A 22,808-nucleotide genomic window follows, 5' to 3' on the forward strand; every position below is an offset into this window, starting at 1 on the left:
CCTCCTGTCCGTCTCCGCGCACGTCCCGAGCCGCGCCCCCGTGCGGCCACGAAGCGTCGGCTGCGCGGTCGCCGCGCGACGGTTCCTGACCACTCGGCGGACGTGAGCGGGGTGTCGTGACCGCCTCGGTTCCTCTGTCGAATCGATTCGGGGGCGCGTAGCGTGTCCGGGGTGACGACGGAGCGCATGCGGGACACGACGACGACCACCCTTCCGCCGATCGTGCCGCTCGCGCTCATCGTCGGGGTGTCACCCTTCGCGACCGACATGTACATCCCCGCCCTGCCGGCCATCGCGCGCGACCTCGGCACCACGCCCGGAGCAGTGCAGCTGTCACTCACGGCGTTCCTCGTGGCGTTCGCCGTCGGGCAGCTCCTGGTCGGGCCGGTCAGCGACGGGATCGGGCGGCGTCCGATGCTCGTCGTCGGTACCGCGCTGTTCGCCGTCGCCTCGGTCGGCTGTGCGCTCGCGCCGGACGTCGTGACGCTCGTCGTCGCCCGGGTGGTGCAGGGCCTCGCCGGTGCCGCGGGGGCGGTGGCCGGTCGGGCCATGGTCTCCGACGTGTCGAGCGGGACGCGGATGGCGAAGGTGTTCGGCACGTTGGCCGCGATCAACGCCATCGGCCCCGTCGTGGCACCGCTCGCCGGGGGAGCGGTCCTGACGTTCGGGACGTGGCGGATCATGTTCGTGGTGCTCGCCGTGCTGGGAGCGGTGTTCTTCGCGCTCGTGCTCCTGCGGTTCCGCGAGACCCTGCCACCCGAGCGTCGCGGCGGGGTCGGCTTCGCCGCGAACCGGCAGCGGATCCGCGAGCTGCTCGCGATCCCACGGTTTCGCGCGTACGTCCTCAGCGGTGTGCTGTCCACGGTCGGGTTCTTCGCCTACATCGCCACGAGTTCGTTCGTGTTCCAGACGCAGTTCGGGTTCTCGGAGGGGCTGTACACACTCGTCTTCGCCACGAACGCGTCGATGATGATCGTGACGACGCTCGTCTTCGGGCGGCTCGTCGGCCGGTTCTCCGAGGACGCCCTGCTCACCTTCGGACTGCTGGTCGGGACGACCGGGGCCACCGCGGTGCTCGTGTCGGCGCTGCTCGGGCTCGGAGCGGTGCCGGTGTGGTGCTCGCTCGCGGTGGTGACGGGCGCGTGGGGCTTCGTGCTGCCCGCGGCGATGACGCGGACGCAGCACGTCGGCGCGGCACACCCGGGGACGGCCGCGGCGCTCCAGGGTGGCCTGACGTTCGGGATCGGGGGACTCGGCACGCCGCTCGCGGGGGCCCTCGGTGGGACGGCCCTGGCGATGGGCGGGGTGATGGCCGCCCTCATGGCCGCCGCGGTCGTCGTGCAGGTGGTCGCGACCCGGCGCAGCCGCTGACGGCCAGCACGCGAGCCGACGGCGCTGCTGACGTGCCCGCGTGCGAGCCGACGGCGCTGCTGTCGGGACCTGTCGGCGTGGAGCCGGTAGGTTGCTGGTTGCACGTCGCACCGACCTGAGGAGGCCACCCGGCATGGACATCGTCGTACACGAGGCGCAGACCGACACCGCCGTCCTGGAGTGCAGTGGACGCCTGAACATGGTGTCGGCCCCGACCTTCCGAGAGACGGTCGCCCAGATCGTCGACAAGGGACGTTCCCGCGTCGTCGTCGAGCTCTCCGGGGTCGAGTTCATGGACTCCTCCGGTCTCGGCGCCCTGGTCGGCAGCCTCAAGACCGCGCGGCAGGCCGGCGGGGACCTCCGGATCGCCGCCCCCTCTGAGCAGGTGCAGATGGTGCTCAAGCTCTCCAACATCGACAAGATCCTCCGCACGTACCCTGACGGGGACGCTGCGGTGACCGACTGGTCATGACGGTCTCCTCGGGCGAGCACCTGCTCGCGCTGGCGTGCCCGCCGGACGACGTGTCCGCGGTGCACGAGTTCCTGGCCGGGGTGTGGCAGGACGAGCCGTCGGTGTCCGTCGAGGACCGGATGGCGCTGGAACTGGCGCTGGTCGAGTTGACCTCCAACGTGATCGAACACGGAGGTGGCGCCGGCGGGGTCTCCTGCGAGCTCCGGCTCGAGGTCGGCGCGGACCGGTTCTCGGCCCTGCTGTCCGACGACGGAACGGCCGCGGCGGTCGACACCGATGCCGCTCGTCTGCCGGAGGACCTCGCCGAGAGCGGTCGCGGGCTCGCCCTGGTCAAGATGGTGGTCGACGACCTGCACTACGAGCGCGTCGCCGACCGCAACCGGTGGACGGTGCGGCGCACCCGCCACTGAGCCCCGCACGGCCGTCCATCATCCTCCTCGCGCAGTCCACGGGCCGTTATCCGCAAGGTGCCGAGCGGGATTGCGGGACTTGCTGAGCACCGTGTCACGATTCGCGCGATGACAATCGAGACCGATCCCCGGATCAGCTTCGAGACGTCGGGGGCCGATCTCGAGGCTGCCGTGCAGATGTACGAGGACGCATACGAGGGCAGCGGCTTCTCGGCGTCCCGCACGGAGCGTTCCTTCGCCTACCGTTTCCGGGTGGTGGGCGACGACACCATGTCGTTCCGCTCCACACGGTTCGACGCGCGCATGCAGGGCGAGCTCGACGTGCGCGACGAGTACGTCGTGATGTGGAGCACCGAGGGCGGCGGCCGCGTCGACATCGGACGCCAGGAGGTCGACTTCGTGCCCGGGCGGCCGATGATGTTCCCCACCGGGCGCCCGTTCCGCTTCGACCTGCAGGACATCCGTCAGAGCCTGGTGCAGTTCGAGCGCACCTACCTCGAGGGTGTGGCAGCCGAGGTGCACGGCGCCCAGGCCGGTCCGCTCGTCTTCGACCACACGAGCGCCCCGCGCCCCGAGGACCTGCGTCGCTGGAACCAGCAGGTGCAGGACGCGGCGGCGACGGTGCTCGGCGCCACGCAGGTCAGCGCCCTGGCCCTGGCCGAGACGTCCAGGCGGACGGCGCGATCGCTCCTCCGCACCTTCCCGCACAAGCTCGTCGCACCGGACGTGCCACTGCCGCAGGGCGCCACCGGCCGGGTGCGCGCAGCGGTCGAGTACATGCACGCCTTCGCCCACACGCCGGTGACCACGACCGACGTCGCCGAGCAGGTCGGGCTCAGCGTCCGCGGCCTGCAGCAGGCGTTCCAGCGGCAGGTCGGGACCGCGCCGAACGCGATGCTCCGTGGGATCCGGCTCGACCGTGTCCGCGACGAACTCCGGCGTGCCGCACCCGGGGACCTCACGGTGGCGAGCGTCGCGATGCGGTGGGGTTTCGCGCACCTGGGGCGGTTCTCGGCGGCGTACGCGGCACGGTTCGGCGAGTACCCGCGCGACACCCTGCAGGCCTGAGCCGCCCGACCCGCCCGGTACGCTTCCCGGGTGAGCAGACCTCGACCGTGGGTGATCGTGCCCGGGATCTGGAACTCCGATCAGGAGCACTGGCAGTCCGTCTGGGAGCGGGAGCGCGGTGACGCGGCCGTCCGCATCGAACCTGCGTCGTGGGCGGAGCCGGACCCGGCCGACTGGCGGGATGCGATCACCCGTGCCGTCGCCGCGTGCCCCGCACCACCCGTCCTGGTCGCCCACAGCCTGGGCGTCCTCGCCGTGGCCGACTGGCTGGCGGCCGGAGCGGCCCACGCGACCCGAGCGGCCCACGCGGCCGGAGCGGCCCACGCGACCGGAGCGGCCGGCACCGACGGAACGAACCGGACCACGAGACCTGCCGTCGCCGGCGCCTTCCTCGTCGCCCCGCCGGACCCCGACGCGCCGGGCTTCCCCCGCGCAGCCTCCGGGTTCGCCGCACCGCGTCCGCTCCCCGCCGGAGGCCGCGTCCCGACCCGCCTCGTCGTGAGCGACGACGACCCGTACTGCACCCCGGAACGCGCGATCGCGTTCGCCGAGGCGATCGGGGCGACGACCCTCCGGGTGGGTGCGCTCGGGCACGTCAACGTCGCCAGCGGCATCGGTTCGTGGCCGACGGGCCGATCACTCCTCGACGACTTCGAGGCCACGTTGTAGACGGGCGACACGCCGTTCACGTTCGACGCGATATGGCAGGCAACGCAGCGACACACCGCCGATGTCCCCGGATTTCCGCTCCGCGATATTTATCCTTCGACACATGGAAACCCAGTCCGGTGCACGCACTCCGCTCGTCGACCCGTTCGGCGCAGCGCTCGAGGAGTGGCTCCGCGACGCCCCGGCGACGCGCACGCCGTACGAGTCGGACCTCGTGGTCCCGCCCGTCACCGGCCCCGTGCAGCGCCCCGGCGCCACGACGGACGCCACTGCCGACGACACGACGACCACCGTCGCGCCCGTCACCACCGACCTGACGACCACCGATCTCACGACGACGGACGACGAGCCCGCTCCCGCAGTGGCAGCCGCGCCGGCAGCGCTGCCCGAGCCGGCAGCCCCCGCGTTCCGCCGCGACCGTGCCCGCCACGCAGCCGTCTGTGCCCCGTCGTTCCCGGAGCCCCCGGAGCGCCTGGCCCTCCGCGTCGAGGACCTCGCCATCGAGCTCTCGGCGTCGACGGGCCGCAGCACCATCGACCGCATCGTCCGGCTCGAGGACGAGGTCCGCCTCCGTGACGAGGACCTCGCGCGCCTCGCCGCGTGGGAGGCCACCGTCGCCGGCGCCGACGACCCCGAGGTCGTCGCCGCCCGCGCCTTCGCCCGCACCGTGTTCGCCGACCTGCTCGCCGACGCCGCTGCCGAGGCCGACCGCCGCGACCGCGTGTCGTCCCGCCGTGACGCCTACCTGCGCGCAGCGACCGCGCCGATCGCGACCGTCGCCGCAGCACGCACAGCAGCGCCCGCAGCACCCGCCGCCGCGCGCACAGCAGCACCCGCCGCATCCGGACCCGCCGCCACCGTCGTCGTGACCCCGGCCGAGGCCGTGGCGCTGGTCGTCCCGGAACGTGACGAACCCGTGCGACCGGTGCTGGGCCTCCCAGCCGTGTCCCCGGTGTCCGCGAACACGCGACCGACCCCGCTCATCCAGCCCGCCACCGGGCCCACGGTCATCGACCGTGCCGCGTTCGCCGCCGCGCTCACCGCGCACCAGGGCACGACCGCGAGCACCCCCGTGGTCCTGCCGGAGCAGGTGTCCCTGCCGGTCGCCGAGACGACCGTCGTCGACGCGCCGGCCGCACCGCAGACGCACGCACACGCACACGCGCACCTCGCCGAGCCGGCTGCGCCCGGCTGGTGGTCGCGTCTCGTCGCCGGCCTGCTGCGTGCGCTCGGTCGCCGCTGACCGCCTGGAGGCCCGGATCACCACCCACGGACCGGCTGCCCGTTCCGGGGCGGTCGCCTCGGTAGACTGACGGGATGCCGACGCTCCGCGAACTCCAGGCCGTGATCGAAGACCTGTGGCCCGCCGCCGGTGCCGAGTCGTGGGACTCCGTCGGGCTGGTCTCCGGGGACCCCGACGCGGTCGTGGAACACGTGCACCTGGCCGTCGACGCCGTGCCGGACACGGCCCGCGAAGCCGTCGAGGCCGGGGCCGACCTGCTCCTGACGCACCACCCGCTGTTGCTCCGGGGCGTCACGACGATCGCCGAGTCCACCTACAAGGGCAGCGTGCTCGCGACCCTGGTCCGCGGTGGCTGCGCGCTCGTCGCCGCGCACACCAACGCCGACGTCGTGACGACCGGCACCTCGGCCGTGCTCGCCGACCGCATCGGCCTGACCGAGCAGCGCCCCCTCGACCCCGGAGCCGACCCCGCGACGGGCATCGGCCGCGTCGGGGTGCTCGCCGAGCGCACGACACTCGGTGCACTCGCGCGGAAGCTCGTCGACCTGCTGCCGCCGACGGCCACCGGGGTCCGGGTCTCCGGCGACTTCGACCAGCCCGTCCGCACCGTGGCGCTCTGCGCGGGAGCGGGTGACTCGCTCCTCGGGCACCCCGCCGTGCTCGCCGCCGACGTCTACGTCACGAGCGACCTGCGCCACCACCCGGCGTCCGAGTTCCGCGAACAGGCGCTGCTCGGCGGTGGCCCCGCCCTCATCGACACCTCGCACTGGGCCACCGAGTGGCTCTGGCTCGACGTCGCCGCCGCGCAACTGCGTCAGGCTGCCGGTGTCACCGTCACCGTCAGCGATCTCCGCACCGACCCGTGGGACTTCGCCGTCCTGCCGGCCGCCGAACCCACCACCCCCACTGAAGGAGTCTGACCATGAAGGCAGCACCCGAAGACCAGGTCATCCTCCTCGACGTCCAGCGTCTCGACAACGACGTCACCCGGATCGCGCACCGCATCACGTCGCTGCAGAAGGGTGACCAGCTGACCGAGCTCGGCACGAAGGCCGCAGCGCTCCGCAGCGAACTCGTCGCCGCGACGGGGCTCGTCGAGGACGCCGAGCGCGAGCTCGCCCGCCTCGAGTCCGACACCGCGACCGCCCACGCGCGGGTCGAGCGCGACACCACGATGCTCCAGCACGTCTCGAACTCGAAGGACGCCGCCGGGCTGCAGAGCGAGCTCGACTCGCTCCAGCGTCGCATCGGGGGACTCGAGACCGCCGAGCTCGAGATCATGGAGAACCTGGACGGGCTCCGCGCCCGGGTCGGCGACATCGAGGCGCAGCTCGCCGACGTCGAGGCCTCCCGCTCCCGCCTGGTCGCCGACCGTGACGCCGAGATCGCCCGTCTGTCGTCCGACCGAGCATCCGCCGAGCAGGCCCGTGCCGACGTCGCCGCGAAGGTGCCGGCCGAGCTGCTCGCGCTGTACGACCGGCAGCGCGCCCGGTACGGCTTCGGTGCGTCGCTGCTGCAGGGCGGGGTGTCGACGGCGTCGGGCGTGGCGCTGAACAACTCCGACCTGCAGGACGTGCGTCGCGCGGCGCCTGACGACGTCGTGCTCTGCCCGGACAGCGACGCGATCCTGGTGCGGACGGCCGAGTCGGGGCTGTAGGCGCTCGCGCGCTGTCGACGGAGGCGCGGTGCCGGGCTGGCACCGCGCCTCCTGTCCGTCGTGGGCTGGTCGCAACGCGTCGGGTGCGTCGCGCCGAGTGGTCACGAACTGTCGGCTGCGGCCGTGCCGGCCGACAGTTGGTGACCACTCGGCGAAGCTGAGCGGGGAGTCGTGACCGCGCGCCGACCGGGCGCGCCGACCGGGCGCGCCGCCCGGGCGCGCCGACCGCGCGGGACAACGCGGCGCGGAGAAGGGGCGAATGGGCCGGCCGTACGCCGGGTTCTGTCCCACCGCTTGCGCGGCGGTGACGGCCATCTCTCTCGGACCGACGTTGCCGTCGGCCTCCAGCGGTCTACCCGAGGACTCGGCGAGCAGCCTCAGCGTCCTCTGTCTGACCTTGCTCCGGGCGAGGTTTACCGAGCGGATCCGGTCACCCGGACCCCTGGTGGTCTCTTACACCACCGTTTCACCCTTACCGACGTCGCCGCCGGCGGTCTGTTCTCTGTGGCACTGTCTCGCGGATTGCTCCGGGTGGGTGTTACCCACCGCCCTGCTCTGTGGAGCCCGGACGTTCCTCGGCACTCCCGGGGGAGTGACGCGACCGTCTCACCGACCCATTCGCTCCGGTCAGTTTAGTCGACTATTCCGTCCGCGACCGCGCGGCGAGGGTCGCGGCACCGATGATGCCGGCGTTGTTGCGGAGGGTCGCGGGGATGATCTCCGCCTGCAGGTCGAGCAGGGGCAGGAACTCCTCGTACTGCTTCGACACGCCACCGCCGACGACGAAGAGCTCGGGGGAGAGCAACGCCTCGAGGGTCGAGTAGTACGTCTGCAGCCGCTTCGCCCAGTGCTTCCACGACAGGTCGTCACGCTCCTTGGCGGCGAACGAGGCCCGCGACTCGGCGTCGTGCCCGTCGATCTCCAGGTGCCCGAGCTCGGAGTTGACGATGAGCACGCCGTCGTTGATGAGCGCGCTGCCGATCCCGGTGCCGAGCGTCGTCACGATGACGAGGCCGTCCTTGCCCTTCGCCGCCCCGAACTGCTGCTCGGCGAACCCGGCGGCGTCGGCGTCGTTGACGAAGTGGATGGAGCGGCCGAGCTCCTTCTCGAACAGCGCCTCGGCCTCGAAGCCGATCCACTTCTTCGACACGTTCGCGGCGGACATCGTCTTGCCGTCCCGCACGATCGCCGGGAAGCACACGCCGACGGGGACGTCGTCGGCCGGCGCGAGCTCGGCGACGATCTCCTTGGCGACGGCGGTGATGTCGTGGGGCTTCCCGCCTTCCGGGGTGGCCTTCTTGATCCGGTCGGTGGTGAGTTCACCGGTCGCGACGTCGACGATCGCGCCCTTGATGCCCGTACCGCCGATGTCGACGCCGACTGCGAGGGAGGTCATGAGTGTGCCTTTCGGGGAACGGGTCAGGAGACGGGTCAGGAGACGGTGAGGAGCTCGGCGCCACGCTCGGTGACGACGAGGGTGTGCTCGAACTGGGCGGTCCAGGTCTTGTCGCGCGTCGAGACCGTCCAGTCGTCTGACCAGATGTCGGCCTCGATGCCGCCGAGGGTGAGCATGGGCTCGATGGTGAACACCATGCCCTCCTCGATGACGGTGTCGTACTGCGGCGCGTCGTAGTGGGGGATGATCAGGCCGGAGTGGAACGCCCGACCGACGCCGTGTCCGGTGTAGTCGCGGACGACGCCGTAGCCGAAGCGCTTGGCGTAGGCCTCGATCGCGCGGCCGATGACGTTCACCTGGCGGCCGGGGGCGACGGCGCGGATGCCGCGGCGCAGCGCTTCCTCGGTGCGGGACACCAGGTCCTCGACCTCGGGAGCCCCCTGGCCGACGATGAAGGTGCGGTTCGTGTCGCCGTGCATCCCGTCCTTGTAGGCGGTGATGTCGATGTTGACGAGGTCGCCCTCCTGCAGGACGGTGTCGTCGGGGATCCCGTGGCAGATGACCTCGTTCAGGCTGGAGCAGAGCGACTTCGGGTAGCCGCGGTAGCCGAGCGTCGACGGGTACGCACCGTGCGCGACGACGAACTCGTGTCCGATCCGGTCGAGCTCGTCCGTGGTCACGCCCGGGCGGATCGCTGCCCCGACGGCGTCGATGGCCTGCGAGGCGATGCGTCCGGCGGTCCGGATCCGCTCGACTTCGTCCGGCGTGTAGGTGTCACCGAGGCCGTGCTCGTGGGGCTCGACCTTCCCGACGTACTCCGGGCGCTCGATGTCCTCCGGGACGGGCCGCTGCGGTGAGATCCGGCCGGCGGTCAGGTGTCCGTGTTCGTCCCGGGGCATGTCCACCACTCTAGCCGCGACACACGGGTACGTTGAGCGGCATGAGTGACGAGCGCATCGAGTCCCAGTGGTGGTTCAACGACAAGACCGGCCAGGTCGAGCAGGGGCCGCAGTCCCAGCAGCGTGACCGCATCGGCCCGTTCGAGACCCGCGAGGAAGCGCAGCACGCGCTCGACCGCATCGCGGCGAACAACGAGAAGTGGGACGCCGAGTCCGACTGACGAGACGACGCCGACGACGACGACGACGACGACGCCGACGCCGACGCCGACGTAGCGCACAACTCGGGCAGCGGCCGCGTCAACGGTCAACGGTCAACGGTCAACGGTCGGCGGTCAGTGGCCGCTGGGCTGTGGTCGTGACGGTGGTCCGGCCGGAGCGGGGGCGATCGAACAGCCAGCCGAGTCGGGTCAGCGGGGCGACCCGGGCCAGGACGACGGGCCCGGCGACCCCGACCACCGATGCGACCACCAGGACGATGCCGGGCGGCACGTCGATCACCTGCAGCACGATCCGGGCACCGGCCGCGAACACGATGTGCGCGAGGAACACCGGCAGTGTCAGCCTCCCGATGCGTTCGAGCGACGCGCCGAGCACCGGAAGCGAAGCCACCAGGACCGCGATGCCGATCGTCACGACGATCCCGCAGAGCACCGCGGCCATCCCTGCGGTGCGCCCCAGCAGGTCGAGCGTCGACGGGTCGAGTGGACCGCGCGCACCGCTGGACCACGCGGAGGCGAACAGGCCGCCGGCGGCGAACGTGACGGCGACCCACCACGCCGGGTGCCCGTGGGCCGCGGTCGACATGCGCGGGAGTCCGACGGCCGCGCCGAGTGCGACGAAGACCACGAGCCCGAGCGAATCGATGCCGACGATGGGTGGTCGCCACCCCCACGCGGCGAGGGAGATCGCCGTGGCGACGCCGAGGCCAGCGAGCTTCGCGACGCCCTGCCGACGTCCGAGGAGCAGGACAGTGACGGCAGTCGACAGCCACAGCGCTGGCAGGAAGTAGAGCTGCGCAGCGGGCGTCCACACCATCAGGAGCGACAGGTCGACGGGCCGCGGGGTGTTCCGGATCGGGTTGGTCGCGACCTCGACCACGGTCTGCACCGCGGTCCAGACGAGGTACAACCACCCCAGCAGGAGCGCGCGGTCAGCCAGGTAGCGCGGTCCGCCGTGGCGGGCGAGCGCTCGGGGGATGAAGAGCCCAGCGACGAAGGCGATCGCGGGCACCCGGAAGACGTGGGTCACGTCGTAGGCGACACCGAGGGCGCCGTCACGGGGGAGCGCTCCTGAGTCGAAGAGCCCCATCGCGACGTGCCCGATGACGACGCACACCACGGACAGGCCGCGGGCGATGTCGATCGCGGCGACTCGGGACGATTGATTCGGCATCCGTGTATTCTAATCCACAATATTACACGACGCCAGGCTTCTTCCGGCCAAGGTTCGTTCCCATCAAGGCGCGTCGCACGGCCCCGCGCACGCCGCGGGACCACTAGCCTGGGACGAGGCCCGCCCGCGGCCACCCGATACACGGAAAGGTCGTGCATGGACAAGCAGACGGACTTCGTGCTCCGCACCATCGAGGAGCGCGGCATCAAGTTCATCCGACTCTGGTTCACGGACGTCATCGGGACGCTGAAGTCGGTGGCGATCGCCCCGGCCGAGGTCGAGGGTGCATTCGCCGAGGGCATCGGGTTCGACGGCTCCGCGATCGAGGGGCTGTCCCGCTCGTACGAGGCCGACGTGCTCGCGCACCCGGACCCCTCCACGTTCCAGATCCTGCCGTGGCGCGGCGAGATCGACCCGACCGCGCGGATGTTCTGCGACATCACGACGCCGGACGGGCAGCCCGCCGTCGCCGATCCCCGCAACGTGCTGAAGCGCACGCTGGCCCGGGCGAGCGAGCGCGGGTTCACGTTCTACACGCACCCCGAGATCGAGTTCTACCTGCTGAAGAGCCGGGAGTGGAAGGACGGTGGGCCCCAGCCCGTCGACCAGGCCGGCTACTTCGACAACGTCCCCGGTGGCAGTGCCCACGACTTCCGTCGCCGTTCGGTCCGGATGCTGGAGGACCTCGGCATCTCGGTCGAGTTCAGCCACCACGAGGCGGGCCCCGGCCAGAACGAGATCGACCTCCGCTACGCCGACGCGCTGACGATGGCGGACAACATCATGACCTTCCGCACCGTCGTGAAGGAAGTGGCGATCGAGCAGGGCGTCTACGCGACGTTCATGCCGAAGCCGATCTCCGGTCAGCCGGGTTCGGGCATGCACACGCACGTCTCGCTCTTCGAGGGCGACCAGAACGCGTTCTACGAGGCCGGCGGCGAGTACCAGCTCTCGCAGACCGCCAAGCACTTCATCGCCGGTGTGCTGAAGCACGCGCCGGAGATCACCGCGGTGACGAACCAGTTCGTCAACTCCTACAAGCGCCTCTGGGGCGGTGACGAGGCCCCGTCGTTCGTCACGTGGGGGCACAACAACCGCTCGGCGCTCGTCCGGGTCCCGCTGTACAAGCCGAACAAGGGCCAGTCGTCGCGCATCGAGTACCGCGGCATCGACTCGGCAGCGAACCCGTACCTCGCGTACTCGCTGCTCCTCGCCGCCGGCCTCAAGGGCATCGAGGAAGAGTACGAGCTCCCGGCCGAGGCCGAGCACGACGTGTGGAGCCTGACGGACTCGGAGCGCAAGGCACTCGGCTACAGCCAGCTGCCGTCGAGCCTCGACCACGCGCTGAGCCTGATGGAGAACTCGGAGCTCGTGGCCGAGACCCTCGGCGAGCACGTGTTCAACTTCGTGCTCCTCAACAAGCGCCAGGAGTGGAAGCGGTACCGCGACCAGGTCACGCCGTTCGAGCTCGACACCAACCTCGGCGCCCTCTGAACGCGGCAGCCTGACCCCTCGGGAGCACGCACCACATGACCGGTCGGACGACGACGTCACGTTCCGAGTTGGCCCGCCTGGGCTTCGCCGAGCTGTCGGAGAGCCTGGAACGGGTCGCCGACCTGGAGGCGCGGTTCGGCTCCGACCTGCCGCTGCCGGTCACCGAGACGCCTGCGCTCTGGGGCGCCACCGCCGATCCCGACGGTGCGCTGCGGCTGCTGGAACGGCTGCTCGAGCGCGCTCCGGACGAGCTCCGGCCCGTCCTGGCGGACGAAGCCGCCACCGAACGCCTCGTGCGGTTGCTCGGAGCCTCGGTCGGCCTGGGGGAGTTCCTGCACCGTCGTCCGGCGGAACTCGCGCTGCTGCTCGAGGCGGTCCACGAACCCTGGTCGCAGCAGGAGTACACGGCGTCGCTGACCGAGGCGATCGACGGCGCGACGGGTGAGGAAGCCCGGATGCGGCTGCGCATCCGGTACCGGCGGCACCTCGCGCAGATCGCACTGTTCGACGTGCTGCACCGGTCGCCGACCGAGGCGTTCCCCGCGGTCGCGGCGGGCCTCGCCGACCTGGCGGGTGCTGCGCTCGACGCGGCGGTGGACGTCGCCCGGCGTGAGGTCCCGTTCCCGGCTGCCGACGTCGCTGCCACGCCCCTCGCGGTGATCGCGATGGGCAAGGCCGGCGCCCGCGAACTCAACTACGTCAGCGATGTCGACGTCATCTTCGTCACCGAGTCCACCGACGAGGTCTCCACCGACCGCGCGGTGCTCATCTCGACCCGGATCGCGATCGCCGCGACGCACGCCATCACCGACCTCGCGGCGGAACCGGCGCTGTGGGAGGTCGACGCCAACCTGCGCCCGGAGGGCAAGGACGGCGCCCTCGTCCGCACGCTCGACTCGCACGTCGCGTACTACGAGCGCTGGGCGAAGTCGTGGGAGTTCCAGGCGCTCCTGAAGGCCCGTCCGATCGCAGGGTCGGTCGACCTCGGTGCCCGCTACGCCGACGCCGTGGCCCCGTTCGTCTGGAGCTCGTCAGCTCGTCCGGGGTTCGTCGAGTCCGTGCAGCGGATGCGGGAGCGGGTCACCGAGCACATCCCGGACGCCGAGGTCGACCGGCAGCTCAAGCTCGGCCCCGGCGGGCTGCGCGACGTCGAGTTCACCGTGCAGCTCCTGCAGCTCGTGCACGGCCGCGACGACGAGAGTGTCCGCGTCCGGTCCACCCTCGAGGCGATGGACGCGCTCACCGACGCCGGGTACGTCGGCCGCGCCGAGGCCGCACGGTTCGGCCCCGACTACGCCCTGCTGCGGGTCCTGGAGCACCGCATCCAGCTCCGTCGGCTGCACCGCACGCACCTGATGCCCACCGACGAGGACGAACTGCGCGTCCTCGCCCGGTCCAGTGGTGTCGCGACGAGTGCGTCCGCCCTCGAGACCCGCTGGCGCGCCGTGAAGCTCGAGGTCCGCGGGCTGCACGAGCGGCTGTTCTACCGACCGCTGCTCTCCGCGGTGGCCGCGGCGGACGGCGAGATCGTCCTGACGAACGACCAGGTCGTCGACCGTCTCGGCGCGATCGGTTTCGCCGACCCGGCAGGCGCCCTCAGCCACATCCGCGCGTTGACGCAGGGCACGAGCCGCCGCGCTGCGATCCAGCGGAACCTCCTGCCGGTGCTCCTCCGCTGGATGGCCGAGGGACCGGCACCCGACCGGGCGCTGCTCGCGTTCCGTCGGCTCAGCGACACGTTGGGGGAGTCGAGCTGGTTCCTCCGGATGCTCCGGGACTCGTCGGGCGCAGCACACTCGCTCACGACCGTGCTGTCCGAGTCGGCGTTCCTCGCCGGGCTGCTCGAACGGTTCCCCGAGGCCGTCGCCTGGCTCGACGAACCCGACACCCTGCTGCGTCCCCGGCCGATCGAGTCGCTCCTCGCCGAGATGACCGCGACGACGGCACGGCACGGCAACGACGCCGCGGGTGCCGCCGCACTCCTCCGCTCGGCCCGGCGTCGCGAGACCCTGCGGCTCGGCATGGCCGCCGTCCTCGGCCAGCTCGACGTCGACGCGCTCGGCCCCGCGCTCAGCGACGTGACGGAGGCCACCCTCGCCGGCGCGCTGTCGCTCGCCCGCCGGGACACCCCGCCGGAGTTCGCGTTCGGGATCATCGCGATGGGCCGCTACGGCGGTCGCGAGCTCGGCTTCGGGTCGGACGCCGACGTCCTCTACGTCTACCGGGCGCCGGAGATGGAACCGGAGGTCGCGTCGCGGACGGCGCAGACGATCGTCCGCGAACTGAACCGGATCACCGAGGATGCGATCCACCCCTTCGACCTCGACATCGACCTGCGCCCCGAGGGCAAGAACGGCCCGGTCGCCCGCACACTCGAGTCCTACGGCGCCTACTACGCCCGCTGGTCCCTGACGTGGGAGGCCCAGGCGCTCCTCCGAGCCCGCGGCGCCGTCGGTGACGAGCAGCTGCTCCGCGACTTCGAGCACCTCGCCGACCGCACCCGGTACCCGGAGCGCATCGACGAGAACGCCGTGCGCGAGGTCCGACGCATCAAGGCGCGCGTCGAGTCCGAACGGCTGCCGCGCGGCGCGGACCCGGCACGGCACCTCAAGCTCGGTCGGGGCTCCCTGAGCGACGTCGAGTGGTTCGTCCAGCTGCTCCAGCTCCAGCACGCGCTCGAGGTGCCGGGGCTCCGGACCACCTCCACGCTCGAGGCCCTCGACGCCGCGGTCGCCGCGGGGCTCGTCGGCGCCGACGACGGCGAGCGGCTCGGGGCGGCGTGGCGGTTCGCGTCGCGGACCCGGAGCGCCCTGGTGCTCTGGTCCGGCAAGACCACCGACGTGCTGCCCGTCGACCGCATCCAGCTCGAGGGCATCGCCCGGCTGATGGAGTACCCGCCGGGCTCCGCGAGCGCGCTGGAGGACGACTACCTCGGCGTCACGCGCCGTGCTCGGCAGGTCTTCGAACGCGAGTTCTACGGCGACTGACACGCCACGACACGCCCGGGTGGCGTCCGCGACGGCGAAGGTGACATGTCGTCGGAGGTTAATTCTCGGTGTCGCGCGGCGTCCCCCGATGCGGACCGACGCGTACCCCGAAGTTGCGCGGGGCAACCATCGTTACCGAGCTGTGATCGCCGGGCTGTGGAGGCCGGACCGGCGTGCCGGGCCGGAGTGGTGACCGAGATCGCAACCACCCCCTGATCGGGGCTTTCGGCGTGAGCCGGGCCGCGCCTCCAGGCCGCACTCGTCGCGTACGGCCGGCGGCACGGTGCCCGACGTGGTCCGCAGGAGTGCTGTCAGCACGAGGGGGGACCAGTGCGTCCGGTCGAGAGGGGGACCGTGGTGTACCCCGTAACGTGCCCGAAATGCCCCCGGACGGGGGCCGCGTTGCGGTGGGGTTCAGGTTTCTGCATCAATGGACCCACCCGAACCGGCCCTGATTCCCCAACGACGCGGAATCTCCACCTCGAACGTTGAAGCAGGGATCAGTGTTCACCTTCATTCTGCAGATCAGGCAGATGGTCGAAGGGCACCCCGAGTTCTACCTGTTCGCCGTGTACTCCGCGGTGATCTGGTTGCTCTGGTTGCTCAAGGTCGTCATCTCCGCCCGTTACCGCCCGTTCACCGGCACCTTCGTCGGTACCACCAGCGTCGTCGTCCCCGTCGTGGACGAACCGCTCGACCTGTTCCGCGACGTCATCGGTCGCATGGTCGAGCAGCGACCCGGCGAGATCATCGTCGTCATCAACGGCGCCCGCAACGAAGCGCTCGAAGCGGTCTGCGACGAGTTCGCCCCACTCGTCCGCTGGACCCACACGCCCATCCCGGGCAAGCGCAACGCCGTCAAGGTCGGCACCGAGATGTCCAACGGAGACATCACGGTGCTCGTCGACTCGGACACCGTCTGGACCCCGGGCGCGCTCGAGGAACTCCTCAAGCCGTTCGCCGACGAGTCCGTCGGCGGCGTCACGACCCGTCAGCGCATCCTCGAGCCGGAGCGCAGCTGGATCACCCGCTGGGCCGACTGGCTCGAGAACTCGCGAGCGCTGTACTCGATGCCCGCGCAGAGTGTCCTCGGGCAGATCGGCTGCCTGCCCGGGCGCACCATCGCCTTCCGGCGGAACATCCTCATGCGGGTCATGGACAAGTTCATGCACGAGAAGTTCATGGGTGTGTTCCTCGAGGTCTCCGACGACCGGACGCTCACGAACCTCACGCTGAAGGAGGGGTACCGGACCGTCTACCAGTACACCTCGCTGGTCTACACGGACGCTCCGCTGCAGGTGAAGAAGCTGTTCAAGCAGCAGCTCCGCTGGGCCCGCGGCTCGCAGTACAACACGCTGCGCATGCTGCCGTGGATGCTCGGCCACGCCCCGATCCTGGCGGCGTTCTTCATCACCGACATCATCCTGCCGTTCATGCTCTTCGGCGTGATCGCCGGCTGGATCTACCGCGCGCTCACCGGCCAGGGCGAGAACCTCTACCAGGGCATCCTGTCCCAGTACGGCTTCTCCACCGGCTTCGTCTACGTGGCTGCGCTGATGGTCGTCTCGTCCGTGCTGAGCATGGCGATCCGGCAGATGCGGCACCTGGCCGAGAAGCCGAGCGACTTCTTCCGCCTGCCGATGTTCATCATCGTGTCGACGTTCTTCCTCATGCCGATCCGGCTCATCGGCTTCTTCCGCCTGGCGCACGCGTCCGGCTGGGGGACCCGCGCCGGTGCCTACGCCGGTGGTCCGATGCAGGAGGACCCGTCGGACGCCGCGCAGCCGCTGACCTTCGGGGCGCAGACCCCGGTCAGCCCGATCGACGCGGCGGACCGCGCCCGCGCCGTCGACGGCGGCGTCCCGCTCAGCGGCGGCGTCCCGCTCGGCGCCGGCGGCCAGGGCGCCGCGGACCGTGCGTTCGACGAGCTCTTCGGGGCCGACGCGACGACCAACTCCACCGCGACGGTGCTCGCGACCCGACGTGAGGCCGCAGCAGCGGCCGCCGCGCCGCGCGCAGCAGCAGCCCGCACGGCGACGGCGCCCGCCCGCGTCCGCCGGTACAACCCGTACGCCGCGATCCCGTACTGCATCGGCATCGCGATCTTCGTCCTGGAGGCTTTCCTCATTGTCTGACCTCATCCGCTCCTCGAGTGCCTGGTGGGCGCAGTCGAGCAAGCACGCTCGCTTGACGGCCATCGGCACCACCGCGATCGTCGTGGTCCTCGGACTCATCACCTGGTCCGTCTGGGTCTCGCCCGCCGGCCCCGTCTCGACCGCCGTCCACCAGGCGCTCGGCGTCACCGCCCCCAAGGCCAAGAAGGTCTCCGCCGCCGAGTTGCAGAAGCAGCTCGACGCCGCCCAGGACCGCATCTGGGCACTCGAGGGCAAGCTCGACTCGCGCACCGCCCAGGCCGGGTCGCGTGGCGACCAGATCACGCAGCTCAAGGCGCAGATCGCGTCGCTCCAGTCCCAGCTCGGTTCGGCGACGGGCTCGGGAGGCTCGTCCTCCGTGAACGCGTCGGGCTCCGGTTCCGGCGGGGCCGGTTCCTCGGGCTCCGGTTCGGGATCGGGATCGGCTTCCGGTGACGGGTCGGGTTCCGGCTCGGGCGGCTCCGGGGCCTCGGGCTCCGGCGGCTCCGGTTCGGGCGGCTCGGGTTCCGGCTCCGGCGGCAACGGCTCGGGCAACGGCGGTGGCGTCACCAACCCGAACCCCGGCCCGTCGACCGACCCGGGCACGACGCCCGTGGCGGTCCCGACCAAGGCGGACATCCTCGGCCAGCAGTCCCGCTGGTACGGCCTGTACACGGCGCAGTCCCCGTTCAACTGGTCCGAGTACGACCAGGTCTCGCAAGAGGTCGGCAAGGCCACGAACATGGTCGGCTTCTTCCAGGGCTTCGACCAGGACTTCAACCAGAACGCGGTCCAGCGCTCCTGGGCGAACGGCCGCCTGCCGATGATGACGTGGGAGTCGGTGCCCGCCAAGACGGGCAACGACGAGCCGTACGTCGAGGGCTACACGAACGCGGACGTCATCTCCGGCAAGTTCGACGCCTACCTCACGCAGTACGCCAAGGCCCTCGCGGCCAACGGGCAACCGCTCGTCATCCGCTTCGACCACGAGATGAACGGCCAGTGGTACAACTGGTCCGAATCGGCGAAGCAGCAGAACGCCGCCGGCTCGTACAAGGAGATGTGGCAGCACGTCTGGAACGTCTTCCAGGCCAACGGCGCCAACCAGTACGCCATCTGGGACTGGTCGCCGTCGCGCATCGACAAGCTCGGCAACACGAAGTACCAGACGCTCGACTACATGCAGAACTACTACCCGGGCGCCGAGTACGTCGACTGGGTGGGCATGAGCGGCTACTACCGTGACGCCACCGAGCAGCCGACCTTCGACAACACCTTCGGTGCGACGCTCGCGCAGATCCGGCAGATCGCACCAGGCAAGGGCATCGTGCTCAACGAGATCGGCGCGACCGAGACCGGGGGCAGTGTCTCGAACCCGCAGAAGACGCAGTGGATCAACTCGCTCTTCGACGCACTGGCGGACCCCGCCAACGCGGACATCATCGGCTTCGCGTACTTCAGCGAGACCGCGACCACGATCGTCGACGGCACCCGCACGACGAACGACTGGCGACTCAACTCACGTGCGGACTCCCTGGCGGCCTTCGCCGAGGGCATCAAGCGCAACGACATCGACTACGACCTGCAGGAGGTCAAGCAATGACCGAGTCCAAGAAGTCGACCGCATCGGCCGACACGCGTCCCGCTCCCGTCATCAGCGTCATCGGCACCGGCTACCTCGGTGCCACCCACGCGGCTGCCATGGCCGAGATGGGCTTCGAGACCATCGGCGTCGACATCGACCCGTCGAAGCTCGCCGCCCTGTCCGCCGGCGAGGTCCCGTTCTTCGAGCCCGGCCTGCCCGAGCTCATCACGAAGCACGTCGCCAGCGGCAAGCTCCGGTTCACCTCGGACATCGCCTCGGCCGTCGCCGCCGCGGACGTCCACTTCGTCTGCGTCGGCACCCCGCAGAAGGCCGGGTCGCACGCCGCGAACCTCGCCTACGTCGAGAGCGCCACCCGTGGTGTCGCCGAGAACCTCACCCACCCGGGCCTCATCGTCGGCAAGTCGACGGTCCCGGTCGGCACCGCGGCACGGCTCCGCGGCATCGTCCGCGAGTTCACGCCGTCGGGGATCGACGCCGAGCTCATCTGGAACCCCGAGTTCCTCCGCGAGGGCAAGGCCGTCGAGGACACCCTGCACCCGGACCGCCTGGTCTGGGGCGGGGCCTCCGATGCCGCCGACGCCGTGATCCGCGAGGTCTACGCCGCCCCCATCAGCGAGGGCACCCCGGTCATCACCACCGACCTCGCCACCGCCGAGCTCGTCAAGGTCAGTGCGAACGCGTTCCTCGCCACGAAGATCTCGTTCATCAACGCGATCTCCGAGATGTGCGCGATCACCGGCGCCGACGTGTCGACCCTCGCCGACGCCCTCGGCCACGACGCCCGCATCGGCCGCAAGTTCCTGAACGCCGGCCTCGGCTTCGGCGGCGGCTGCCTGCCGAAGGACATCCGCGCGCTCATGTACCGCGCGAACGAGATCGGCGCGGGCCAGGTCGTCGGCCTCATGCAGCAGGTCGACGAGATCAACATGGGCCAGCGCCAGCGGGTCATCGACATGGCGATCGACTCGGCCGGGGGATCGGTGCTCAACCGTCGCGTGGCCGTCATCGGCGCCGCGTTCAAGCCCCTCACCGACGACGTCCGGGACTCCCCGGCGCTCAACGTCGCCGCCGCGCTGCACCTCCGCGGTGCCCAGGTCACGCTCTGGGACCCCGAGGCGATGGAGCCGGCGAAGCGCTCGTTCCCGACGCTGAGCTACGCCGCGTCGATGACGGACGCGATCGAGGGCGCCGACGTCGTCCTCGTGCTCACCGAGTGGGACGACATCATCACAGCCGACCCGGTCGCCCTCGGTGACCTCGTCGGACGCCGCGTCGTGATCGACGCGCGCAACTGCCTCCCGGTCCACGACTGGGTGAAAGCGGGGTGGACCGTCCGTTCCCTGGGTCGGCCCACGCCGGTCACGGGTGCACCCGTGAGCGTCGCTGCGGGGACGAACGACGCGTTGGCCACGAGCCGCTAGTCGCCGTACGCGAGTCGGGGTCCGTGCCGGGCGGCACGGGCCCCGTTCGCGTGCCCGGGGGTGCCCGGCGGTACCGCCCCCCCGTCGGCGTGCGCCCGGTGGTCGAGCGCGACCGGTCTCGTCGGCGTGCGCCCGGTGGTCGAGCGCGACCGGCCCTGTCGGCGTGCGCCGGGTGGTGGAGCGCGACCGGCGCTGTCGGCGTTCGCCCGGTGGTGGAGCGCGACCGGCCCTGTCGGCGTGCGCCCGGTGGTGGAGCGCGACCGCCTGGAGGCCCGGTGCAGGCCCGCCGGACCGGCACCGGGCCTCCAGGCCGTCGCCTCCGCGCCCCGCCCTCCCGGTGGCCGCGTCTTCTCGCGCTGAGCGACACCTCACGGGTGGCGCAGCCCGTGAAGTGTCGTCCACCCCGAAACGTGGCCGGCACGGCGAAGGGCCCCGCACCTGACGGTGCGGGGCCCTTCGTGGTTCAGGCGAACTCAGACGCCGAAGTACAGCTCGTACTCGAACGGGTGCGGGCGCTGGGCCAGCGGGAGGATCTCGTTCTCGCGCTTGTAGTCGATCCAGGTCTGGATCAGGTCCTCGGTGAAGACGTTGCCCTTGACCAGGAACTCGTGGTCGGCCTCGAGTGCGTCGAGCGCCTCGTCGAGGGAGCCGGGGACCTGCGGGATGCCCCTGGCTTCCTCGGGCGGGAGCTCGTAGAGGTCCTTGTCGACCGGCTCGTGCGGCTCGATGCGGTTCTGGATGCCGTCGAGGCCCGCCATCAGCTGCGCGGCGAAGGCGAGGTACGGGTTGCCCGAGGCGTCCGGCGCGCGGAACTCGATGCGCTTGGCCTTCGGGTTCGTGCCCGTGATCGGGATGCGGATCGCAGCCGAACGGTTACCGGCCGAGTAGACCAGGTTGACCGGCGCCTCGAAGCCCTTGACCAGGCGGTGGTACGAGTTGATCGACGGGTTGGTGAAGGCGAGCAGCGCCGGAGCGTGCTTCAGCAGGCCGCCGATGTACCAACGGGCGAGGTCCGACAGACCGCCGTAGCCGTTCTCGTCGTAGAACAGCGGCTTGCCGTCCGACCAGAGCGACTGGTGGGTGTGCATGCCCGAACCGTTGTCGCCGAAGAGCGGCTTCGGCATGAACGTGGCGACCTTGCCCCACTGGTCGGCCGTGTTCTTGACGATGTACTTGAACTTCAGGATGTCGTCCGCGGCGTGGACCATCGTGTCGAACTTGTAGTTGATCTCCTGCTGGCCGCCGGTGCCCACCTCGTGGTGCGAGCGCTCGAGCTCGAAGCCCGCGTCGATCAGCTTGAGGGTGATGTCGTCACGCAGGTCGGCGGTCTTGTCGACCGGCGACACGGGGAAGTAGCCGCCCTTGTACGGGGTCTTGTTGGCGAGGTTGCCGCCCTCTTCGTCACGACCGGTGTTCCAGGCGCCCTCTTCCGAGTCGACCGCGTAGAACGACTCGTTCTGGGTCACGGAGTAGCGGACGTCGTCGAAGATGTAGAACTCGGCCTCGGGGGCGAAGAACGCGGTGTCCGCGATGCCCGTCGACGCGAGGTACTTCTCGGCCTTCTTCGCCACCTGACGCGGGTCGCGGCCGTAGATCTCACCGTTCCGCGGGTTGTAGATGTCGAAGATCATGATGAGCGTGCGCTCGGCGCGGAACTGGTCGACGTACGCCGTGGTCACATCGGGGATCAGCTGCATGTCGGACTCGTGGATCGACGCGAAGCCACGGATCGACGAGCCGTCGAAGAGCTGGCCGACCGAGAAGAAGTCCTCGTCGACGGTCGATGCGGGGATGTTGAAGTGCTGCTGCACACCCGGCAGGTCCGTGAATCGGATGTCGAGGAACTTGACGTCGGTGTCCTTGATGAAGGCCAGGACCTCGGAGGAATCGCTGAACATGTGGGCCGATCTCCAATGGGTTGGGTGATGTCGGAGGCACCGATCAAGGCACCTCCGACGAGGCTATTGACACGGGGTTTCCCGGACGTGACTGGGTTGTTTCCGGCGTGTTACACGCGGCCCGTCGCCTACGCTGGAGGCATGGCCCGCAGCACCTCCAGCCCGTCCGCGCCCTCCGAGCACCCGGACGGGTGGCCGGGCAAGGACCTCGGGCTGCCCGAGACCGGACCGCGCAGTGTCGGTCGGATCGGTCGCCGGGTCGTCGCACTCCTGATCGACGGGGCGCTGGCCGACCTCGTCGCGTACGTCACCGGTGTCTGGTCGCCGGTGAACGGGTCGGGGGACATCGCGCACTCGTGGGTGCAGCTCGCGATCTTCGCCGCGCTCCAGATCCTCTTCATCTGCCTGCTGTCCGGCTCGTTCGGGCACATCTGCGTCGGGCTGCGGGTCGTGCCGATGCGTGGGGGCTACGTGGGGGTGTGGCGGCCGGTCGTCCGGACCGTCCTGCTCTGCCTCGTGGTGCCGGCGCTCATCATCGACCGGGACAGCCGGGGTGCGCACGACCGGATCGCGGGGACGGTGCTCGTTCGGCGCTGACGCGGGGCGGGCGCGGTGCGGGGAGCCGTACGGCGCTCGGGTCTGCACGGCGCTCGGGTCTGTGCTGTTCGGGTCGCACGGTGCTCGGGTCGC

The 22,808-nt window shown here is 70.8% G+C and carries 19 protein-coding genes and 1 other RNA gene; 15 read left to right on the forward strand and 5 right to left on the reverse strand.

The annotated features are described in order from the left end of the window. The first annotated feature begins 171 nt into the window (after window positions 1-171). The 8 genes from EDF19_RS18540 to EDF19_RS18575 all read left to right on the forward strand — a co-directional run bounded on the left by EDF19_RS18540 (window position 172) and on the right by EDF19_RS18575 (window position 6,890). Window positions 172-1,371, forward strand: a complete 1,200-nt coding sequence (locus tag EDF19_RS18540; RefSeq protein WP_260217349.1) for a multidrug effflux MFS transporter — start codon at window positions 172-174, stop codon at window positions 1,369-1,371. A 133-nt stretch (window positions 1,372-1,504) separates the two neighbouring features. Next, window positions 1,505-1,843, forward strand: a complete 339-nt coding sequence (locus EDF19_RS18545) for an STAS domain-containing protein (protein WP_123682330.1) — start codon at window positions 1,505-1,507, stop codon at window positions 1,841-1,843. Further along, window positions 1,840-2,253 carry an ATP-binding protein gene (locus tag EDF19_RS18550; protein WP_123682331.1) on the forward strand — a complete coding sequence of 138 codons (414 nt, stop codon included), beginning with the start codon at window positions 1,840-1,842 and terminating at the stop codon, window positions 2,251-2,253. The genes EDF19_RS18545 and EDF19_RS18550 overlap by 4 nt, the downstream gene beginning before the upstream one ends. Window positions 2,254-2,361: 108 nt before the next feature. Then, complete coding sequence (locus EDF19_RS18555; RefSeq protein ID WP_123682332.1) at window positions 2,362-3,321, forward strand: AraC family transcriptional regulator; 960 nt, start codon at window positions 2,362-2,364, stop codon at window positions 3,319-3,321. A gap of 30 nt (window positions 3,322-3,351) precedes the next feature. Further along, complete coding sequence (locus tag EDF19_RS18560) at window positions 3,352-3,990, forward strand: alpha/beta hydrolase (RefSeq protein WP_123682333.1); 639 nt, start codon at window positions 3,352-3,354, stop codon at window positions 3,988-3,990. 103 nt (window positions 3,991-4,093) lie between these two features. Then, a complete protein-coding gene (locus EDF19_RS18565; RefSeq protein ID WP_123682334.1) occupies window positions 4,094-5,233 on the forward strand; it encodes a hypothetical protein in 1,140 nt (379 codons plus the stop codon). A 74-nt stretch (window positions 5,234-5,307) separates the two neighbouring features. Beyond that, window positions 5,308-6,153 carry a Nif3-like dinuclear metal center hexameric protein gene (locus EDF19_RS18570; RefSeq protein WP_123682335.1) on the forward strand — a complete coding sequence of 282 codons (846 nt, stop codon included), beginning with the start codon at window positions 5,308-5,310 and terminating at the stop codon, window positions 6,151-6,153. A gap of 2 nt (window positions 6,154-6,155) precedes the next feature. Next, a complete protein-coding gene (locus EDF19_RS18575; RefSeq protein ID WP_123682336.1) occupies window positions 6,156-6,890 on the forward strand; it encodes a zinc ribbon domain-containing protein in 735 nt (244 codons plus the stop codon). A 255-nt stretch (window positions 6,891-7,145) separates the two neighbouring features. On the opposite strand, the gene rnpB is transcribed toward EDF19_RS18575, so the two are convergent. The 3 genes from rnpB to map form a co-directional block, all read right to left on the reverse strand. Next, window positions 7,146-7,508: RNase P RNA component class A (rnpB, locus tag EDF19_RS18580), an RNA gene on the reverse strand. 22 nt (window positions 7,509-7,530) lie between these two features. Beyond that, the gene (gene ppgK / locus EDF19_RS18585) at window positions 7,531-8,286 is read right to left on the reverse strand and encodes a polyphosphate--glucose phosphotransferase (protein ID WP_123682337.1); all 756 of its coding nucleotides are present in this window, start codon (window positions 8,284-8,286) and stop codon (window positions 7,531-7,533) included. Between the two features lie 35 nt (window positions 8,287-8,321). Next, window positions 8,322-9,185, reverse strand: a complete 864-nt coding sequence (gene map / locus EDF19_RS18590; protein ID WP_123682383.1) for a type I methionyl aminopeptidase — start codon at window positions 9,183-9,185, stop codon at window positions 8,322-8,324. Between the two features lie 41 nt (window positions 9,186-9,226). Between map and EDF19_RS18595 the strand changes: the two genes are divergently transcribed. Then, on the forward strand, window positions 9,227-9,406 hold the full coding sequence (locus EDF19_RS18595; RefSeq protein WP_123682338.1) for an SPOR domain-containing protein: 180 nt from the start codon (window positions 9,227-9,229) through the stop codon (window positions 9,404-9,406). Window positions 9,407-9,506: 100 nt separating this feature from the next. Here EDF19_RS18595 and EDF19_RS18600 read toward each other — a convergent pair whose 3' ends face one another. Further along, complete coding sequence (locus tag EDF19_RS18600; RefSeq protein WP_123682339.1) at window positions 9,507-10,580, reverse strand: acyltransferase; 1,074 nt, start codon at window positions 10,578-10,580, stop codon at window positions 9,507-9,509. 156 nt (window positions 10,581-10,736) lie between these two features. On the opposite strand from EDF19_RS18600, the gene glnA (EDF19_RS18605) reads away from it, so the two are divergent. The 5 genes from glnA (EDF19_RS18605) (at window position 10,737) to EDF19_RS18625 (ending at window position 20,220) form a co-directional block, all read left to right on the forward strand. Next, on the forward strand, window positions 10,737-12,074 hold the full coding sequence (gene glnA / locus EDF19_RS18605) for a type I glutamate--ammonia ligase (RefSeq protein WP_123682340.1): 1,338 nt from the start codon (window positions 10,737-10,739) through the stop codon (window positions 12,072-12,074). A 35-nt stretch (window positions 12,075-12,109) separates the two neighbouring features. Further along, a complete protein-coding gene (locus EDF19_RS18610; RefSeq protein WP_123682341.1) occupies window positions 12,110-15,061 on the forward strand; it encodes a bifunctional [glutamine synthetase] adenylyltransferase/[glutamine synthetase]-adenylyl-L-tyrosine phosphorylase in 2,952 nt (983 codons plus the stop codon). A gap of 503 nt (window positions 15,062-15,564) precedes the next feature. Then, window positions 15,565-17,196: a glycosyltransferase family 2 protein gene (locus EDF19_RS18615; protein WP_123682342.1), complete on the forward strand. Its 1,632-nt coding sequence runs from the start codon at window positions 15,565-15,567 to the stop codon at window positions 17,194-17,196. Continuing rightward, window positions 17,189-18,796, forward strand: a complete 1,608-nt coding sequence (locus EDF19_RS18620; protein WP_123682343.1) for a glycoside hydrolase family 26 protein — start codon at window positions 17,189-17,191, stop codon at window positions 18,794-18,796. Before EDF19_RS18615 ends, EDF19_RS18620 begins: the two co-directional genes overlap by 8 nt. After that, window positions 18,793-20,220: a UDP-glucose/GDP-mannose dehydrogenase family protein gene (locus EDF19_RS18625; protein WP_123682344.1), complete on the forward strand. Its 1,428-nt coding sequence runs from the start codon at window positions 18,793-18,795 to the stop codon at window positions 20,218-20,220. The genes EDF19_RS18620 and EDF19_RS18625 overlap by 4 nt, the downstream gene beginning before the upstream one ends. Before the next feature lie 473 nt (window positions 20,221-20,693). On the opposite strand, the gene glnA (EDF19_RS18630) is transcribed toward EDF19_RS18625, so the two are convergent. Further along, complete coding sequence (gene glnA / locus EDF19_RS18630; protein WP_123682345.1) at window positions 20,694-22,118, reverse strand: type I glutamate--ammonia ligase; 1,425 nt, start codon at window positions 22,116-22,118, stop codon at window positions 20,694-20,696. A gap of 141 nt (window positions 22,119-22,259) precedes the next feature. Here glnA (EDF19_RS18630) and EDF19_RS18635 point away from each other — a divergent pair, with 141 nt between their 5' ends. Beyond that, the gene (locus EDF19_RS18635) at window positions 22,260-22,715 is read left to right on the forward strand and encodes an RDD family protein (RefSeq protein ID WP_123682346.1); all 456 of its coding nucleotides are present in this window, start codon (window positions 22,260-22,262) and stop codon (window positions 22,713-22,715) included. Window positions 22,716-22,808: the final 93 nt, after the last annotated feature.

The sequence above is a fragment of the Curtobacterium sp. PhB115 genome (genome assembly GCF_003752025.1).
Lineage (GTDB): Bacteria > Actinomycetota > Actinomycetes > Actinomycetales > Microbacteriaceae > Curtobacterium.

Bases quoted from the DNA above. Each gene is read 5' to 3' on its own strand.
- EDF19_RS18555 (WP_123682332.1), top strand. From the start codon at position 2,362: ATGACAATCGAGACCGATCCCCGGATCAGCTTCGAGACGTCGGGGGCC.
- EDF19_RS18545 (WP_123682330.1), top strand. From the start codon at position 1,505: ATGGACATCGTCGTACACGAGGCGCAGACCGACACCGCCGTCCTGGAG.
- EDF19_RS18570 (WP_123682335.1), top strand. From the start codon at position 5,308: ATGCCGACGCTCCGCGAACTCCAGGCCGTGATCGAAGACCTGTGGCCC.
- EDF19_RS18600 (WP_123682339.1), bottom strand. From the start codon at position 10,580: ATGCCGAATCAATCGTCCCGAGTCGCCGCGATCGACATCGCCCGCGGC.
- EDF19_RS18610 (WP_123682341.1), top strand. From the start codon at position 12,110: ATGACCGGTCGGACGACGACGTCACGTTCCGAGTTGGCCCGCCTGGGC.
- glnA (WP_123682345.1), bottom strand. From the start codon at position 22,118: ATGTTCAGCGATTCCTCCGAGGTCCTGGCCTTCATCAAGGACACCGAC.
- EDF19_RS18595 (WP_123682338.1), top strand. From the start codon at position 9,227: ATGAGTGACGAGCGCATCGAGTCCCAGTGGTGGTTCAACGACAAGACC.
- EDF19_RS18635 (WP_123682346.1), top strand. From the start codon at position 22,260: ATGGCCCGCAGCACCTCCAGCCCGTCCGCGCCCTCCGAGCACCCGGAC.
- EDF19_RS18625 (WP_123682344.1), top strand. From the start codon at position 18,793: ATGACCGAGTCCAAGAAGTCGACCGCATCGGCCGACACGCGTCCCGCT.
- EDF19_RS18550 (WP_123682331.1), top strand. From the start codon at position 1,840: ATGACGGTCTCCTCGGGCGAGCACCTGCTCGCGCTGGCGTGCCCGCCG.
- EDF19_RS18575 (WP_123682336.1), top strand. From the start codon at position 6,156: ATGAAGGCAGCACCCGAAGACCAGGTCATCCTCCTCGACGTCCAGCGT.
- map (WP_123682383.1), bottom strand. From the start codon at position 9,185: ATGCCCCGGGACGAACACGGACACCTGACCGCCGGCCGGATCTCACCG.
- EDF19_RS18565 (WP_123682334.1), top strand. From the start codon at position 4,094: ATGGAAACCCAGTCCGGTGCACGCACTCCGCTCGTCGACCCGTTCGGC.
- glnA (WP_123682340.1), top strand. From the start codon at position 10,737: ATGGACAAGCAGACGGACTTCGTGCTCCGCACCATCGAGGAGCGCGGC.
- ppgK (WP_123682337.1), bottom strand. From the start codon at position 8,286: ATGACCTCCCTCGCAGTCGGCGTCGACATCGGCGGTACGGGCATCAAG.